7 protein-coding genes are annotated in these 17,199 nt (G+C 69.2%); 3 read left to right on the forward strand and 4 right to left on the reverse strand.

Features of this window, described 5'->3' with window-relative positions; genetic code table 11:
* Window positions 1-11 precede the first annotated feature (11 nt).
* From OID54_RS01450 to OID54_RS01465, 4 genes are all read right to left on the reverse strand, one after another.
* Window positions 12-1,883: a M48 family metallopeptidase gene (locus OID54_RS01450; RefSeq protein WP_329012663.1), complete on the reverse strand. Its 1,872-nt coding sequence runs from the start codon at window positions 1,881-1,883 to the stop codon at window positions 12-14.
* Window positions 1,880-2,554 carry a sigma-70 family RNA polymerase sigma factor gene (locus OID54_RS01455; protein ID WP_329012666.1) on the reverse strand — a complete coding sequence of 225 codons (675 nt, stop codon included), beginning with the start codon at window positions 2,552-2,554 and terminating at the stop codon, window positions 1,880-1,882. The genes OID54_RS01450 and OID54_RS01455 overlap by 4 nt, the downstream gene beginning before the upstream one ends.
* Window positions 2,547-2,825, reverse strand: a complete 279-nt coding sequence (locus OID54_RS01460; protein ID WP_329012669.1) for a hypothetical protein — start codon at window positions 2,823-2,825, stop codon at window positions 2,547-2,549. Before OID54_RS01460 ends, OID54_RS01455 begins: the two co-directional genes overlap by 8 nt.
* A 339-nt stretch (window positions 2,826-3,164) precedes the next feature.
* The gene (locus OID54_RS01465) at window positions 3,165-4,205 is read right to left on the reverse strand and encodes a polysaccharide deacetylase family protein (protein WP_329012672.1); all 1,041 of its coding nucleotides are present in this window, start codon (window positions 4,203-4,205) and stop codon (window positions 3,165-3,167) included.
* Between the two features lie 547 nt (window positions 4,206-4,752).
* On the opposite strand from OID54_RS01465, the gene OID54_RS01470 reads away from it, so the two are divergent.
* The 3 genes from OID54_RS01470 (at window position 4,753) to OID54_RS01480 (ending at window position 16,740) form a co-directional block, all read left to right on the forward strand.
* A complete protein-coding gene (locus OID54_RS01470; RefSeq protein WP_443055507.1) occupies window positions 4,753-7,887 on the forward strand; it encodes an AMP-binding protein in 3,135 nt (1,044 codons plus the stop codon).
* 118 nt (window positions 7,888-8,005) lie between these two features.
* Window positions 8,006-11,083 carry a non-ribosomal peptide synthetase gene (locus OID54_RS01475; protein WP_329012678.1) on the forward strand — a complete coding sequence of 1,026 codons (3,078 nt, stop codon included), beginning with the start codon at window positions 8,006-8,008 and terminating at the stop codon, window positions 11,081-11,083.
* Window positions 11,083-16,740 carry a non-ribosomal peptide synthetase/MFS transporter gene (locus OID54_RS01480; RefSeq protein ID WP_329012681.1) on the forward strand — a complete coding sequence of 1,886 codons (5,658 nt, stop codon included), beginning with the start codon at window positions 11,083-11,085 and terminating at the stop codon, window positions 16,738-16,740. Before OID54_RS01475 ends, OID54_RS01480 begins: the two co-directional genes overlap by 1 nt.
* Window positions 16,741-17,199: the final 459 nt, after the last annotated feature.

Here is a 17,199-nt window from a genome sequence, read left to right on the forward strand (position 1 = left end):
CGTGTTCCACGCTATGGGGTGAGATCGGCGAACGGTCTGGACGACGGAAGGACCGGCAGGGGGATGGAGTAGTCGCGCCGCGGAGCGAGCGGGTCGTGGAGAGGCTCGCGGAACCACGAAGGCATCGCGGTGGCCTGTCCCAGTGGTGGCGCCGGAGCGAACGGGGCGGTTGACGGACGGGGCCAGACGACCTGTCCGGACGGGGCCTCGTAGGTGACGTCGTCCCGTCCCATCCAGATGAAACCGCCCACGGTGGAAGCGACGACAAGGACGGTCAGGGTGACATTGCGAACCCATGGGACGAGCTCTTGCACCGCCTCCGGCAGTTCGGGGGCGACCTTCAACGTCTTGAAGCCGGGGCCGGATTCCGTCGTCTCCTGCTGCCCCGGCCCGGTGGGGCCGTGGAAGCCTTCGACGGGCCTCATCGGATCGACGCCCACGTCTGCCAGATAGAGGGTGAGACGGGAGGACTGACTCGGTTGCACGACAGCTTCCATCACCATCTCCCGGAGGGAGGGGGATCGCGGTCGCTCCCCCAATTGGCGCCTCACCAGGGCGAGCAACGCTTCCCCGAGGAGGTCCAATGGCTCCGCGCCAACTTGCGGCTCCGGCAGGTACGCGGTCAGCGCGCGAGCAAGCGGCATACGGTCTCCCGCCGCCACGAGGTGGAGCACCTGGTGGAGCGTGATGGGCGTGGCAGTCCGTGAGACCTCCCGGACGGCTTCCAGGAGGGGGGTCACGAGATGGGCACTGCGCTGATCGATCCAGCGACGGAGCCACGGCTTCCAGGGAAGCGTGGTCGCTCCCTGGTAGGCGGGCAGGAGGCGGGCGATGTCACTGTGGGAAAGGTGCGGGGCGGCTGTCGCACCTGGTCGAACGGGGAGGAGCGCGGCTGGTGCTCCGCCCAGGTCCCGTAACCGGTGCATCAGGTCCGGATGCCAGGATCCGAATTCGGTGCGCATGGCGGGTGCGGTGATCGCATCGTCACGCAGGGAGGGGATACGGTGCTGGATCTCGGGGTCCGCCGCGGCGTGGGCGAATCCCCGGAAGGGATCTGCTGGGAGCACTCCGCCGGGAGGCGCCTCCAGAAACACCTGTTGGAACTGTGCCCAGAGCGTTTCGGCCAAGGCTCGTTGGCAAAGGGCCTCGGCGAGGAGGGGTGCGGTGCAGATCGAGGCAGCCGCCTGATCGGCTTCGAACTCCTGCCTTCTCCGGATGGGTTGGACGAGCCAGCGGAACAGTCGGATGTAGGCGCCGATCAGTAGCTGGGGCAAGCCCGTGTATCGGGCGACCAGGCCGTTCGCCCTCCCAAAGCGAACCAGGGATTCACGCGCGACCGTCAGACTGACCTCCAGACGGGCGGTGAAGGCTCGGACGCGATCGTGTCGCAGTGACAGGTGGGCGAGCTCATGTGCGACCACCGCGCGGACCTGGTCCGTTGAGAGAACGGCCAACAGCGGGGCGCCGATCGACAGGACCCGGTTTCCCGCCACCAGTCCCAGGAACCGATTGTCCTCGTCCACCAGTTCCGCGGACATCGACGATGTGAGCCGAAGGTGCAGGGGCTCGCTGATGCGGAACTCGTTGGCCACCTCCTTCACGATGTGGTCGAGCTCCGGGGCCTCGCGGGGAGACAGCCATGTGCCCTCCCCTCCCACCAGGAAGAGCGAGCGGCATGTCGCATCGACCAGCGCATAGACCAGTACGGCGGTCCCCGCGCAGAAGAGGAAGCTCGGGACGGGGAACGTGGTCGCCCCATCGAAGCCGGCACTGTAGAAGATGAGCACTACCAGAGCCAGCCAGCTGAGTACGGCAACGGCCATGACCGCGTAGAAGCTCAAGAGGAGGGCAGCCACGAACACCAGTCGGATTCGATGGCTCACCGGCGCCCCTCCCTTCGTTCGGCCTGGTGTTTCGCTTCCAGGCCCAGATGGAGCCAACCGAGGGCCTTGCGCATGAGGACCAGTACCGGATCGTCGCGGCGCACCGAGTCCAAGCCATCGCCCAGGGAGACCGGATGTGTCTCCTGGCCCAGGAGGAAGCGCAGTTTCTCCCGTGCCTCGCAGATGATCACGTAGACGTAGTTGGTGGTGATGCCCAGGAGCTCGGCGATCTCCGCGCGCTCGTACCCGTACACGAGCAGCACCATGACCTGTTGTTCCCGCAGTTTCAGTTGCCGCAGAGCGACGAATACATCGCGGACCTGGTTCTGTTCGTCGACCGGGCAGTGGAGCGGCAGCGGAATCTCCAGGTCGGCCTGGGAATCCGACAGTCGCCAGGGGCGCCAGCGCAGCCGATGGCGACGATCGCGGACGATCTTGCGGATCATGGCCTTCTCCGCCCAAGCGTATGGCTGGGCAACCGTGCTCCAGCGGGTCAGCAGTTCCATGCAGGCGAAAGCCGCGGCGTCCTCGGCCTCCTGCTCGCTGACCCTCAGCATGATCGACCCCCGGAAGGCGAGTTTGGTGAAGTGGGTCGCGTAGAAGGCATAGGCGGCCTCGGGGATGGGGGCGGCAGCGCGGTCCCCGGGAGGCAGATCGGGCAGATCAGACACGCCCCTCACCTGTCCCTGGTCCAACCGAGATCCGGTGGGCGCCGCTGTCATCGGATGCGACGGCTCCCGAGCGGACCGTGAGCACCGCACCGTCGGACCTACGGTCGATGAGCAGGGCATCCGGGCCGCAGTGCGCCATCAGTCGTACGAGCGTTTCGGTACGCGACTGTTCCGTCATCCGCGCTGTGTACCGCCGCATTCCTTCCCTCACCAGGTGCAGTGCCGCTACCGCGATGGGCAGCACCGCGATGTACAGGGCTTCTGATGTCATGCCGGCTCCTTGCTGGGACGGACGCAGCCGGATGCGACGTCCTATCCTTCTAGGGCACTCAGGAGGCGGATTTCTTAGGCGGGTTCGGGGAATTTCTTCGAAGCGTTCTCCCCGGACGGGCTGGGGAAGAGGTACCTCGGGTGCTTCGCGCCACAACGGGCGCCCCCGAGTTGCGCCCCGCGAAGGTGCTGTCGACGGGTGGGAGCCGCCTCGCCGCCCGGCTCCTACCCACCTTCCGGCTTCGCTATGACGAGCCAAGTCATGGAACTCGTCACCGCCACGATCGCGTGTGAACCCTGTTGCGGGAGTGGGCTGGCAAGTGCGGTGGTGCCGTGCTCCCTACGGTTGGGGCGGGCTCAACAGGTCCTGTGCCGACACAAAGCGGAGGTCCCGTTCCAGGAGCCCTTCGATCACCGTGGGCAGTGCTGCCACGCTCTCCCGACGGTCCCCTCCCCCGTCGTGCATGAGGATCATCGACCCGGGTTGTGCGTGGTCGAGAACGGTGTTGGCGATCTTTTCCGGACCCTGTCGAGCCCAGTCCCAGGAGTCGACGTCCCAGAGGGCGACGGCGGGGCCGTCCGAGATCAGTTCGCCCAGCGCATCCGGCGTGCGAGCACCGTACGGCGGGCGGAAGAGCGTCGGCACCTCACCGACGGATTTCTCGAACGCCTCGCTGGTCCGCTCGATCTGGAGTCGGAACTGTGAGCTGGTCAGATCAGGCAGGAAGGGGTGCGACCAGGTGTGGTTGCCGAGGCTGTGCCCGGCGTCGGTGATGCGTCGCACCTCGTCGGGGAGGGCATTGATGTGCAGGCCGACGCAGAAGAAGGTGGCGCGCACCTGATAGCGGTCCAGGATCTCCAGTACCTGGCGGGTGAAGAGGGGGTCGGGCCCGTCGTCGAAGGTGAGGGCGACCTCCTGGCGGTCCCGGGGGCCGTGCCGGAAGAAGCGGCCCGACCGTGTCAGCTCCGCCTCGATCGGAGCACTGCGTTGGATGCCGCCGTGGTAGTCCGAGTCCCGCCCGGTCTGCCCGCCGCCCGCCGCCGTCAGGGGGGACAGGGAGGCGAGATTGGTCCTGGCCTGTTCCGCCAGGGCGATCGCCGGGACCGAACCGAACGCGGGGCGCGGGGGCAGGACCCAGGGGTCGGCGCGGTGGACGTCGAGCCCGGCGGCCGTCAGCAGCCCGTCCACGAGTCCGTTGGTGCTCTCCAGGACGATGGCGCACGGCTGCCCGGACGCACCTCCCAGCGCACCGAGCCACTCAGTCAACTCGGGTACTCGCTCGGCGCCCCACCGTGCCGCGGGCCTCGTGCGGTTCCCGGTGTCGTCGATGACTTCGACGACATAGCCGTCGGCGGTCCAGGCGATTCCCGCGTACAACATGCGTTCTCCCTACTCGCTGGCCTGGGCGGTCGATGCGCCCGTTGGGCCGGATGAGGTTCGTCGGGGTGTGGTTCGGGGCCGCCCGAGCACCGGACTCTCGGCCCCGGAGCGCGGCAGCCGGGCGGCGCCGTTGGGTGGTGTTGCTGGTACTGAGTCGAGGTGTTTCAGGTCGTGAACATCATGCGAACGCCTTCGAGAGCTGAGGCTCGCTTGGCCGGCGCCGGTGAGAGGGGCACCGGCAGGCAGCTGAGTGCTCCCCGCGACCACGAGCCCGTCGAGCGGCCCGCGTTGCCTGCTCCTACCCGCTCTGACGTGGGATGTTGCGAAGGGAGCCGGACTCGGTGGGCGGTGGCCGGTTCACGGGCCCACACCACCGATTTCCACGAACTCTCCACTAAGGCGTCACAAGTACGACAGAGGCGCGCTATTGTTCGCGTGCCCCGCCGAATGGTCCAGACCATATCCAAGTGCGAGGGTTGCGCGCTATGCCCATGCCCGTCTTCAGTACCTCCCCCTTGTAGGCCAACTCCCCAGCCCACAAACGCTCATGGAGGGCATCATCAACGCATCGTCAGCTCGGTTGACCGTCCCGGACCTGCTGGATTCGCGAGCTGCGAACCAGCCTGACACCATCGCCATCCAGGTGTGCGGCGGCGGCCTCCTCACCTACGGCGCCTGGCGTCACCGGGCGATCCAGGCCGCTCGGGGTCTGGCGTCCGCGGGCGTACGACCGGGCGGTGTGGTCGCCCTGCGCTTCATCGATCAGGCGTGGGACCAGTACGCGGTGGCATACCTGGCCGTTCACTACGCCGGCGCTGTGGCCTTGCCGCTGCGCGCCGACCTCGCCGAACAGGAGGCTGGGCGGCTCGTCGAACTCTGTGGGGCGACCGCAGTACTGCGCGGCACGGAACTGCCCGGGCTACCCGGCACATCGGATCATGTCCTCGCCCAACCCGCGGACCTCGCCGAACTCGTCGACCTGGCGGGGAGCGGCCTCGATGACACCGAGCCCCCGTCCCGCCCGGCCCCCGAGGATCCCGCCCAGATCATCGGCACCTCGGGAACCACCGGCACAACGAAGGGCGTCCTCGCCTCACACGCCAACCTCACCGCCGGGCAACGTTTGAACCCACGCCCACGCCCCTATGCGCACTCGCGTCACGCGATTCATGCCTTTCCCATCGGTACCAACGCGGGTCAGATGATGCTGTTGGGCGCCCTCACCGGAGCTCCCACCACCGTGGTCCTGCCGCGCTTCGACGCCGAGGAGTTCGGTCGGGCCGTGGAGGAACTGCGGATCGGTACCGCCTTCCTCGTGCCGTCGATGGCCATCGAGCTGTTGAACTCCGATGTGCCCTCGCGTCGGGACCTTTCGAGCGTACTGCTGCTCAGTTCATCCGCCGCCGCACTGCCCGCGCCCGTCGCCCACGCATTGGTCGAGGCGTTGCCGAAGGCGACGGTCGTCAATGTGTACACCTCGGCGGAAGCCGTGCCCGCACAGCTCTCCATGGTGGTGGACCTGGCCAGACCCGGTTCGGTGGGCCGCCCGACCGATCCGGGGGACCTACGGATCCTCGATGCGGCGGGCAACGAAGTGCCGGTCGAAGGGGTCGGTGACGTCTGGCTGCGGCAGCCGGGCCCCGCACGCAGCTATGTCGGGGCCCCCGCCGGTGGGGCTGGCGTCTTCCGCGACGGCTGGGTACGGATGGGCGATCTCGGACGCCTGGACGAGGACGGCTATCTGCATCTGGTCGACCGGGAGAGCGATGTCATCAAGTCCGGTGCCCTCAAGGTCTCCACCCTGCGGATCGAGGACGCTCTGCACGAGCATCCGGACGTAGCGGACGCGGCGGCGCTCGGCCTGCCGCACCCCGTGATGGGTGCGGTGCCCGTGGCGCTGGTGGTGCCAGCCACTCACGGCCTTGACCTCGATGCACTGAGGCTTTTCCTCAGTACCCGGCTGAGCCGCCCCGAACTTCCCGTGCGGGTGCTGATCGCCTCGGACCTACCGCGCAATGCCACCGGAAAGGTGCTCAAACAGCAGTTGCGTCCGCTCTTCGAAGCCGCCGAGGCATCTCCCACCGACACATCCGCGCGGCCGGGCGCCGAAACGCCCCGCACCGCCACGGAACGGGGGCTCGCAGAGCTCTGGCAGGAGGTGTTGGGACGCCCGGTGCGCGATGTGGCCGACGAGTTCTTCGCACTCGGCGGTGACTCCTTCCGGGCCGTTCAACTGGCGGCAGCCGTCTCCAACCGATTCGGGGTCGAAGCGGGTTCCACCTTGGTCTTCGGACGCCCTTCGCTACGGGCGCAAGCGGCGTGGTTGGACGCGACCGCGGCCACGGAGCCGATGGCAAGCGCCGATGAAGGTGCCGAGACAGCGGTGGTACCCGACTTCCTCCGGGCGTTGCGCACCCAGCCGCATGAGGTTCCCCTGACCAGTCAGCAGGAGAATTTCCTCGACTGGATGGCCGAGGAGACCGGGCGCGACGTGGGCGCGGTGACCGCGCTCTTCCGAGTGACCGACCGATTGGACCGGGAGTCGCTCGGCGAGGCCCTGACCGACCTCGTTCGGCGGCATCCGGCCCTGCGCACCCGGTTCGTCCCGGTGCCGGGCGAGGTCCCAGGGCTCGTACGGACCGTGCTCGACGAGGAGCCCAGGGTCCGGATCGCGCTGGTGGACGCGCCCGACGCCACCGATGCGGAGGTCAACGCCCTCCTCATCGCCGAGCGGGACAGGCTCACCGATCTCGGCGAGGACCCCACGACCCGACTGCTGGTGGTCAGCCGTGGCCCCGAGGAGCACATCGTGCTGCTGGCGGTGCATCACATGGTGGCCGACGGCTGGTCGATCGGTGTACTCCTGCATGAGTTGGGACTCGGCTATGACGCACTGCGACGCGGTCGGGCGCCACGGTTGCCCGACCACGCGATGCCGTATCAGGACCTGGTGCGGTGGACCAACTCCCGTTGGGCCGCGGGTCGCCGTCATTTCGCCGCAGCGCTCGAAGGTGCTCCGACCGCGCTCGAACCCTTCCCCGGTCGACGCGCCGTCGACCAGGTCCACACGGTTGCCCATCCCTTCACCATCGACGCCGGAGACGCCGGCCGGTTGCGGGAGCGGGCCGGGTTGCTCGGGGTGACCCCCTTCATGGCGATCGCCGCCTTGTGGAGCGGGTTGCTGGCGGCCCGTAGCGGTCAAAGCGACCTGGTGTTGATGACTCCCGTGCCCGGGAGGACCAGGCCCGAGGCGCAGAGGGTGGTCGGCTGCCTGGTGCAGTCCCTGCTGCTGCGGGTGGACTGTTCCGGTGGACCGGGCTTCGCCGAGCTGGCCGAACGAGTCCGGATGGCCGCCACCGGAGCACTCGATCACCAGCTCTACCCGTACGCCGAGTTCAAACCGTCGGTGGTGGCGTTCCCCGCCTGGTTGCGATACGAGAACTGGGCCGCCGACGCCCATCTGCCCGGCCTGCTCTGCGAGCCGTGGGTGGTGCCGCGCGGCACCACCGTTCCCTGGCCGCTGCCCGGCGGTGACCTGGGAGTTCCCGAGCTGACCGCCGTCGAGCAACCGGACGGTGGCCTGAGCTGTTGGATCCAGTTCAACTCACTGGCGTTCGAGCGGGATGACATCGCCGCTCTGGCCGCCGAATTCACGGTCGCGCTGGTCACAGCCGGCCACTGAGTGCCGCCACGCTCGGCCCACTGTGCGGGGGCGTCATGTCTCGACGCCCCGGCCCGGCCCTGCGATCCCCCATGTGCTGCCACGCCCGTACCGACGCCGGACAGACTGAGGAATCCTTGTGATCAGTATCCCCACCGGCCCTGCCCAGCAGGGCATCTGGGTCAATGAGCGGCTCGCTCCGCTCGGTTCCGTCCACCACATGCCGTTCGCCGTCCACTTCGAGGGCGCCTTGGACGAATCGGCGCTGGCCGCTGCCTGTGCGGACCTCGCCGGCCGGCATCCTGCCCTGGCGATGACCGTGCAGGAGGAGCACGGACTGCCGGTGCTCACGGCAGGCCCACCACCTGAGCTGACGATGCATCAGTCGACGCCCGAGCGGCTGCCCTCGGAGCTCGCAAGGCTCAGCGCCGAACCGTTCGACCTCGCGGCGGGGCCCCCGGCCCGCTTCGCCCTTCTGCGCATCGACGAATCCCATGCCACCCTGCTGGTGGTGGTGCATCACATCGTCTTCGACGGCACTTCGACCGATGTGTTCCTGCACGATCTGGCGGCCTGCTACGCCCACCGCACGGGTACGGGCGCCCCTCTTGTTCCACTCCCCTCGTTGGACTCGTCCGACCAGGTCGAACCGGGTCCTGATGCGCTCGCCGCGGCCAAGGCCCACTGGTCCGACAGACGACTGCCTGATGGCGAGGTACTGCTGCCCGGACTGACCGAGCTCCCGGACGGTGTCGGGCCTGGTGCGGCCGTGGCCTTCGACCTACCGACGGAGCTCCGTGCCGAGCTGATCGTGACCGCCGACAAGCTCGGTGTCACCCTGTTCGAACTGCTGCTGACCGCGGTGCACACCCTGCTGCTGCGCTACGGCAACGAGCACCCGGCGATCGCCGTCGACCTCGGCACCCGCGGCCCGGAAGAGGCCGAGCGGATCGGCGCGTACGTCAATGAGCTGCCCGTGGTGACCACGCCCCAGCCGGGGATGTCGTTCGACGAGTTCGCCCGTGCGGTGCGCACCGAGTTGCGCAGCGGCTATCCACACCGTCGGGTGCCACTGGCCCGTGCCGTCCGCGGACTGCGGCCCGGTGTGTCGCTCGCACCGGTCTCCTTCACCTATCGCCGACGCATCGCACCGGTCTCGTTCTCGGGGTTGCGCACCACGATCGACTGGGTGCTCTTTCCCGGCACGGCTCGGGGCGCGCTGCGGGTGCATCTGGTGGATGGGCCGGATCGGCTCGGCGTCCTCCTGATGCATCGGACGGACGCGCTCGCCGCGGACCGGGCCGAGCGGATCGGTGCCCATCTGCGACGACTCCTCACCGCGATATCCGTGGCCCCCGGCACCTCGCTCGTGGATCTGCCGGTGTTGGACGAGGCGGAGTCGGCCCCGTTGCGGGGGGCGGCCCCCGCCTCCGACGCGGCGGGCGCCACCCTGCCCTCGCTGCTGAGGGGCTCCTTCGCGGCGTACCCCGACCAAGTCGCCGTGGTGGCGGGTGGGCGCACACTGACGTACGCCGAACTGGCGGCGGCTTCACACGGACTGGCGGGTCGTCTGATCGGGGCTGGGGTCGGACCTGGCACGGTGGTCGCCGTCTGCGCCGAGCGGTCGCCGGAGATGCTGGCAGCCGTACTCGCCGTCACCTTGGCCGGTGGCGTCTATCTGCCCGTCGACCCCTCGTACCCGGCGCAGCGCATCGCCCATGTCCTCATGGACGCCAAGGCACCGGTCGCTCTGGCTCAGCGGCGTACGGCTGAGCGAGTCGCAGGAACCGGCCTGACGGTGTTGTTGGACGATCTCTTCGACACCGCTCCGACCGCTGCCGACCAGGGTCGTCCGCTCCCGACGGTGGCGCCGGACGATCTCGCGTACCTCATCTACACCTCGGGCTCCACCGGTAGGCCCAAGGGCGTCGAGGTACCGCAGGGAGCGCTGGCCCATCTACTACTGGCCTTCCGTGACCAACTGGCGGCGACACCCGAGGCCGTCTGGCTGGCCGTCACCTCGCTCTCCTTCGATATCTCGGCCCTGGAACTCCTGCTACCACTGGTGAGCGGGGGCCGGGTGGTGATCGCCGACGAATCGCAGGTGAGGGATGGCAGGGCCTTGGTCGAACTCGTCGAACGCCAAGCGGTCACTCATGTGCAGGCGACCCCGTCGAGGTGGCGGCTCATGTTGGACGCCGGGCTGACCGCACCTGCCCTCACGGCCCTCAGCGGCGGCGAGGCACTGCCCCTGCCGCTGGCCCGCCGCCTTCGTTCGCAGGTGGGACGGCTCTGGAACGTCTACGGTCCGACCGAAACCACGATCTGGTCGACCAGCGCGGAGATACCGCCCGCACCGGACGAGGTGAGCATCGGCAGACCGATCGCGGGTACGACGGCGCTGGTCGTCGGCCCGGACGGCCGTCCCGTACCGCACGGTGTGACCGGCGAACTGGCACTGGGCGGTGCGGGCCTGGCCCGGGGCTACCGGGGACGGCCTGACCTCACCGCCGCCCGCTTCGTGATCGACCCCGGGTCCGGAGCACGTCACTACCGCACCGGCGACCTGGCCCGGGTGCGCCCGGATGGCGCTCTGGACTGCTTCGGCCGACTCGACGACCAGATCAAGTTGCGCGGCCATCGGATCGAACTCGGTGAGATCGAGGCCAGATTGCAGGAGCACCCCGCGGTGGCAACGGCCGCCGTCGCGGTGCACGGGAGCGCGGACGACCCCGGCGGACAGGTGCTCGTCGGCTATCCGGTGTGGCGCCCCGGGACTGCGGCAGCGGACACCGCCGAGTTGCGGTCCTTCCTCGCACGCACGCTGCCGGACGTGATGGTGCCAGGCATCTTCCACGTACTCGGCGAACTGCCGCTGACGCCGAACGGCAAGACCGACCGCGGAGCCCTGCCCGCTCCCGTCCATGAGCAATCGACGACGGGGGTGCAGCAGTCGAGCGAGTCGGGGGACGAACCATGGGACGAGCTGACCTCGGAGGTGGCCGCGATCTGGTGTGAGGTGTTGGGTCTGTCGTCCATTGGTCGGTACGACGATGTGTTCGATCTGGGCGCCCACTCCCTGACGATTACACAGGTCGCGTCCAGGATCCGACGCAGGCTCGGGGTGGAGGTGCCCCTCCAGGTGTTCTACGAGGAGCCGACCGTGGCCGCCGTGGCCGATGCCGCCGCCCTCGAACTGCTGGCTGAGGGGCACTGATGGAACGCCTCGACACCAGCCCTCCCGCGTCGGCCGCTCCTGAGGTGCGCCGCCCCCGCCCCGCGCTCAGCGATCAACAGCGGGCGCTGCTCGCCCGTCGGCTGAGGGAGCGCACCGCGGACCGGCCGCCGATCATCGGGCCCCGCCCGGCGGGAACCCCCGTACCGCTCTCTCTCGCTCAGGAACGCCTCTGGTTCATCGAGCAGTTGACACCCGGTACCGCCTCCTTCGTCCTGCCGACCGCTGGCCGGCTCCTCGGGCCGCTACGACCCGAGGCGCTGGCCGGGGCCCTGGACCGGGTGGCGGCGAGACACGAGACCTTGCGCAGTGCGTTTCCCGTCGACGAGGACGGCGCCCCGCGGGTGCTGATCACTCCGGCCCCCGAGTTCACCGTGCCCTGGGACGTCCGAGACCTGACCGAACTGCCCACCGACGCCCGGGAGGCCGCCGCTCGTGGTCTGGTCGAAGCAGAGGTCGACCGCGCGTTCGACGTGGCGGAAGGGCCGTTGTTGCGGGCCCTGCTGATCCGCCTGGATGTTCAGGATCACGTGCTGGTGATCTGCCAGCACCATCTCGTCGGGGACGGCTGGTCCGCCGGCATACTTCTGGACGAACTACTCAGTGGCCATGAGGAGTTGACTTCCAAAGGGCAGCCCGGATCATCGGGCACGCTCCCTTTGACCTACGGCGACTTCGCGCACTGGCAGCGCGAGCGCCAGGAGCGCCCGCAGGCCGCCGCCGACCTCCAGTACTGGTGTGATGCTCTGACCGGGGTGCCACCGCTGGAGCTGCCCACCGACCGCCCGCGCCCCGCCCTGCCGGGGCCGGGTGGGGCGACCTTCGCCTTCCGGCTCGATCCCGCGACCTACGAAGCGGCCCGGGTGTTGGCGCGCGCTCAGGGCGTCACCCTCTATATGACCCTGCTGGCCGCATTCCAAGTCGTGCTCGGCCGTTGGTCGGGGCAGCGGGACTTCGCCGTCGGCACCCCGTTCGCGGGACGCCTGGTGGAGGAGACCGAGCAGCTGATCGGCCTGTTCAGCACCATGTTGCCGCTTCGGGCCGAGCTGAGCGGACCGTCGGGGGCCATGGCGCCCGACGGTGAGCCGACCACGGCCGACTCACCCGACTTCGCCACCGTGCTGGCTCGGGTCCGTGTGGCGGCACTCGGGGCGCAGCAGCACCAGGAGACCCCGTTCGAGCGGCTGGTGGAGGCGCTGGACCTCCCGCGCGAAGTCAGCCGTCCGCCGCTCTTCCAGGTCTCCTTCGCATTGCAGAACCACCGCGCGCAGGAGTTCCGCCCGCGGGAGCTGGAGTGGCGCACCTTCCCCTTCGAGGGCAGCGGCGTCCATCTGGACCTCGGTCTGTACTGCACCGAGACCGACGGCGGTCTGGACGCCTTCTTCACCTACCGCACCGATCTGTGGGACGCGGCCACCGTCGCCCGGCTGGCCAGGCACTGGCAGCGGGTGCTCGGTGCGGCTGCCGCCGATCCGCACACCCCCATCGACCGGCTGGAACTGCTCACACCCGCAGAGCGCCACCAGGTCCTCAACGAGTGGAACGACCAGGGAACGGCCGTCGCGATCGCGGGCACACTCGCCGAGGCGATCGCCGCACAGACCGCCCGCACGCCGGACGCCACCGCATTGGTGCACCGGGGCGAGAGGCTGTCCTTCGCGGATCTCGACCGGCGCGCCAACCGTCTGGCGCACCTTCTGCGCTCTGCGGGTGCCGGTCCCGACAAGCTCGTGGGAGTGTGCCTCGACCAAGGGCTGGACCAGGCCGTTTCACTGCTCGCGGTGCTCAAGTCGGGTGCGGCGTATGTGCCGCTCGATCCAGAGCAGCCGCGTGAGCGACTTCGCCATATGCTGACCGATTCGGCGCCGGTGGTACTGGTCACCACCGCAGCCCACGGCGGTCTGCTGGCCGGTTCGACCGCCCCCGTACTGCGCCTTGACGAGGTGGCGGCCGAGCTCGCCGCCGTGCCCGACACCGCACCGGAGGGTGGCGCGGGTCCGGACCATCTGGCGTATGTGATCTACACCTCGGGCTCCACCGGAACGCCCAAGGGCGTGGCCGTGCAGCACCGCCAGGTCCTCGTCTATCTCGCCGGGGTGCGGCAGCGGTTCGCCGAAGCCGGGCTGCGGGACGGTGCCCGCTACCTCCTGTTGCAGTCGCTGGCCTTCGACTTCGGTCTGACCACCCTCTATCTCTCGCTCACCACCGGTGGATGTCTGCATCTGCTGGCCGCGCGCACCTCGGGCCCCGAGGTCGCGGCGCACCTCGCGGCCGAGGGCATCGACTGCGTCAAACTCACCCCGTCACACCTGGCCGCGCTGACTGCCGAGGTGGACGATCCGGCGGCCCTGCTACCGCGTCGACTGTTGATCCTCGGTGGCGAGGCGTCGAGTTGGGAGTGGAGCCGTCGACTGGCGCAGCTCGGTGCGCGGACCGGCTGTCGGGTGGTCAATCACTACGGTCCCACCGAGGCCACCGTCGGTGTGACGACCCTGTTGGTCGATCCCGAGCAGCCCGCCGCGGGTTCCACCACTCCCATCGGGCGTCCGCTCCCCGGGGCCAGGGTCTATCTGCTCGACGCCCATATGTCGCCGGTGCCCGTCGGAGTGCCCGGCGAGCTCTGGATCGGTGGTGACCGGCTGGCGCGCGGCTACCTCGGCCTGCCGGAACTGACGTCGGAACGCTTTCGTACCGATCCGTTCGTCGACACCGGGACGGACCGGGCCCGGATGTACCGCACCGGTGATCTGGCCCGGTACCGGGCCGACGGCACCGTGGAGTTCCTGGGCCGCGGCGACCACCAGGTGAAGATCCGTGGCTATCGGGTCGAACTGGGCGAGGTGGAAGCCCATCTGGTTCGGTTGCCTTCGGTCGCTCAGGCCGTCGCAGCGGCTCGCGGACCCGTCGGGGAACTCACGCTCGTCGGCTATCTGGTGCCCACGGAGGGCGCCGCGCCACCGCCGGTTGCCGAACTGCGCCGGCTGCTGGCCGAGCAGTTGCCTGACTATCTGATCCCGTCCCGCTTCGTCCTCCTGCCCGAGCTGCCCCGACTGGCACACGGCAAGGTCGACCGGCGCGCCCTGCCGGAGCCGGGGGCGGCCGGTCCATGCTCGGGCACCGAGTACATCGCCCCTCGCAATCCGGTCGAGGAGACGATCGCCGGAGTGTGGGCGGACCTGCTCGGGCTGGAACGCGTGGGGGCCGAGGACGACTTCTTCGACCTCGGCGGCCATTCCCTGCTGGCGATCCGTATGGTGGCAGCGTTGCGCAGACTGCTCGACGGACAGGCGCCGCTCACCTTGATGGACGTCTTCCAGGAGCGTACGGTGGCCGCGCTCGCCACGCTGGCCGGTCGGTCCGAGGAGGAACGCGGCCCGCGCCGACTGCTCCATGAGCTGACTGCCCGTCAGCCAGCTGAGGCCGTGACGCTGTCGCTGATCTGTCTCCCGTACGGCGGCGGAAGCGCGGTGGTCTACCAGCCGCTCGCCGATGCCCTACCGCCCGGAGTGGCTCTACACGCGGTCGCCGTCCCGGGGCACGACCTCGGCATGTCCGAAGAGTCACTGCCGCTGGAGGAGGTCGCCCGGCGCTGTGCCGAAGAGGTGCTGGCCGGCGTATCGGGCCCGGTGGCCGTCTACGGGCACTGCGGGGTCGGGGCGGCGTTGGCGGTGGAGCTGGCGCGGCAACTGGCAGCGGCGGAACGTGAACCCGCCGCGGTCTATCTGGGCGGGATCTTCCCGTTCGCGCGCCCGACGGAGGGACTGCTCGGGCTGCTCGCCCGCTTCTCCGTGCTCGATCGACGGCGTAGCGGAAGGCTCCATCTGAACTGGTTGCGCTCGATGGGCGCCGATCTGGAGGGGTTGGAGCCCGAGCAGTTGGCGACCATCGTCCACAACGTCCGAGAGGACTCACGGGCGGCAGAGGCGTACTTCACCGAGCGGCTGGCGGAGCCCGCGTGCGGGCTGACGTCACCGGTGGTTTCGGTGATCGGCTCGGCCGATCCCGGCACCGACTTCCACCGGGAGCGGTTTCGGGAGTGGGGATTCCTCGGTGGCACCACTGCCGTGGCCGTCCTGGACGAGGGGGGTCACTACTTCCTCAAGCACCGGGCGGCCGAACTCGCCGAGATCGTCACCACGGTCCACCCTGCGGTCATCGACACCGGCGCGGACGAGCTGACCCGTGAGGAGCGCCCTGAGCGGGCGACCTGGTGGTTGGACGGCGTCCACCGGGAGGCTACGGCCGAGGACGATCCGGTCGAGGCGGCGCCGCGCACCCGTCGTGACACCCGACGGTTCGTGGTGGTGGCCGGCTCGCAGCTGATCTCGCAAACGGGATCGGCACTGACCGAGTTCGCCCTGCCGCTCTGGATCTACCTCGCGACCGATTCGGTCGCCTGGTTCGGTCTGTTCGCCGTGCTGGGCATCGCACCGGGGCTGCTGGCGGCCCCCGTACTCGGTGGGCTCGTCGACCGGATCGATCGGCGGCGGGTGATGCTGTGCTGCACCGTTGTCTGCGGTACGGCCGAGGCGGTGCTCGCCCTCTTGGATGCATTCGGGAATCTACGTCCCTGGCACGTCGGGGTGTTGATGGCGATCCTGTCGGTTTCGCTCACGGGCCAGCGCTTGGCCTTCCAGTCGGCGATCCCGCAATTGGTCCCCAAGCGCTACCTCGGCCATGCCAACGGGATCGTGCAGATCTCGGGCGGCATCGCCCAGGTGGTTGCGCCACTGGCGGCGGTGGGCATGCTGGCCGCGATCGGCCTGAGCGGGGTGCTCCTGCTGGACGTCGTCAGCTACACCGCTGCGGCGGCGGTGCTGCTGCTGGTGCGCTTCCCGCGCACCTTGCCCTCGCAGCGCCGGGAGACCTTGCGTCAAGAGATCGCGGCCGGGTTCCGGTTGGTCATTCGGCAGCGCGGATTCCGCGCGATGCTGATCTTCTTCGCCGTGTTGAACCTCTTCCTACCGGTGCTCTTCCAACTGATTTCGCCGCTCGTCCTCGGATTCTCCAGTCTGGGTTCGGTTGCCGCGGTGTCGCTGGCCGGTGGCGCGGGCGCGGTGGTCGGCGGGTTGGCGATGGGCGTGTGGGGCGGCCCGCGAAGGCGCCGGATGCGGGGCATGCTGCTGGTGGTGCCGGTCCTAGCGCTCTTCTGTGTCCTCACCGGGCTGCGCCCTGACCTCCTGGTGGTGGGCGCAGGTGTGTTCGGCATGTCGGCGTCCCTCTCCCTGCTCAACGGCATCTATCTGACGATCGTCCAGGTGAAGGTGCCGCAGCGGTTCCACGGACGGGTGATGGCGCTCAACCAATTGGTCGCCTGGTCCACCCTGCCCATCGGATACTTGCTGATCGCCCCGTTGGGCAGCCAGTTCCTGGAACCGCTGATGGTGGAGGGCGGTGGGCTCGCCGACACGGTGGGTGCCTTGTTGGGAACGGGGACGGGCCGTGGCATCGGGCTGCTCTACCTCGTGCTCGGCGCCGCGATCCTGGTGCTCGGGGCGGTGTCCTTGCGGATCCGGGCGCTGTCCCGGTTCGACCAGGATGTCCCGGACGCACAGGCTGACGACCTGGTCGGTCTCGCCGCGCTCACGGCCGAACAGAAGGATCGCCCACGGGCCGAAAGCATCGCCGCACGGGAGTGAGTCAAGCTCGGCCCACCATCCGCCCCCGGTTGAACGGTGGCGGGTGGTGGGGATTCCCGGGCGGCTGCGTCGGACGGTCGGTGCACGAGGCATGGTGAGTAGTTCGCGCCGGTGTCGAAAGCTGATACGGGAGCAGGGCGCACGGCCCTGCGTCCGGCCGGCACCGGTGCTGCGTTCTGGTGCGGTGTGGTGTGACGGGCGGATGTGTTGGTCGTACGCGCGTCGGCATCGGTCGGTGTGCGTACCTGTGTAGGCCCCGATCGGCATCAGGCGCTGTTACCACAGGCCGGTCGCGCGGCGATGCAACTCGGCCGCGCTCGGCGCTCCGGTTTCACCACAGTGCCTTCTCGCGGAACAACGTCCATCACCGAGGCCAGGTCAAGTCCCGGTTGCGGTCAACCGGGGTTGTGTCGTCGAGCGATGGACCTCTCTCCAGCATCGCCGCCGGCCGCCCGGTGT

Source organism: Streptomyces sp. NBC_00690, from assembly GCF_036226685.1.
GTDB lineage: Bacteria > Actinomycetota > Actinomycetes > Streptomycetales > Streptomycetaceae > Streptomyces.

Coding starts and splice junctions, on each gene's coding strand:
- OID54_RS01460 (WP_329012669.1), bottom strand. CDS start 2,825: ATGACATCAGAAGCCCTGTACATCGCGGTGCTGCCCATCGCGGTAGCG.
- OID54_RS01465 (WP_329012672.1), bottom strand. CDS start 4,205: ATGTTGTACGCGGGAATCGCCTGGACCGCCGACGGCTATGTCGTCGAA.
- OID54_RS01470 (WP_443055507.1), top strand. CDS start 4,753: ATGGAGGGCATCATCAACGCATCGTCAGCTCGGTTGACCGTCCCGGAC.
- OID54_RS01480 (WP_329012681.1), top strand. CDS start 11,083: ATGGAACGCCTCGACACCAGCCCTCCCGCGTCGGCCGCTCCTGAGGTG.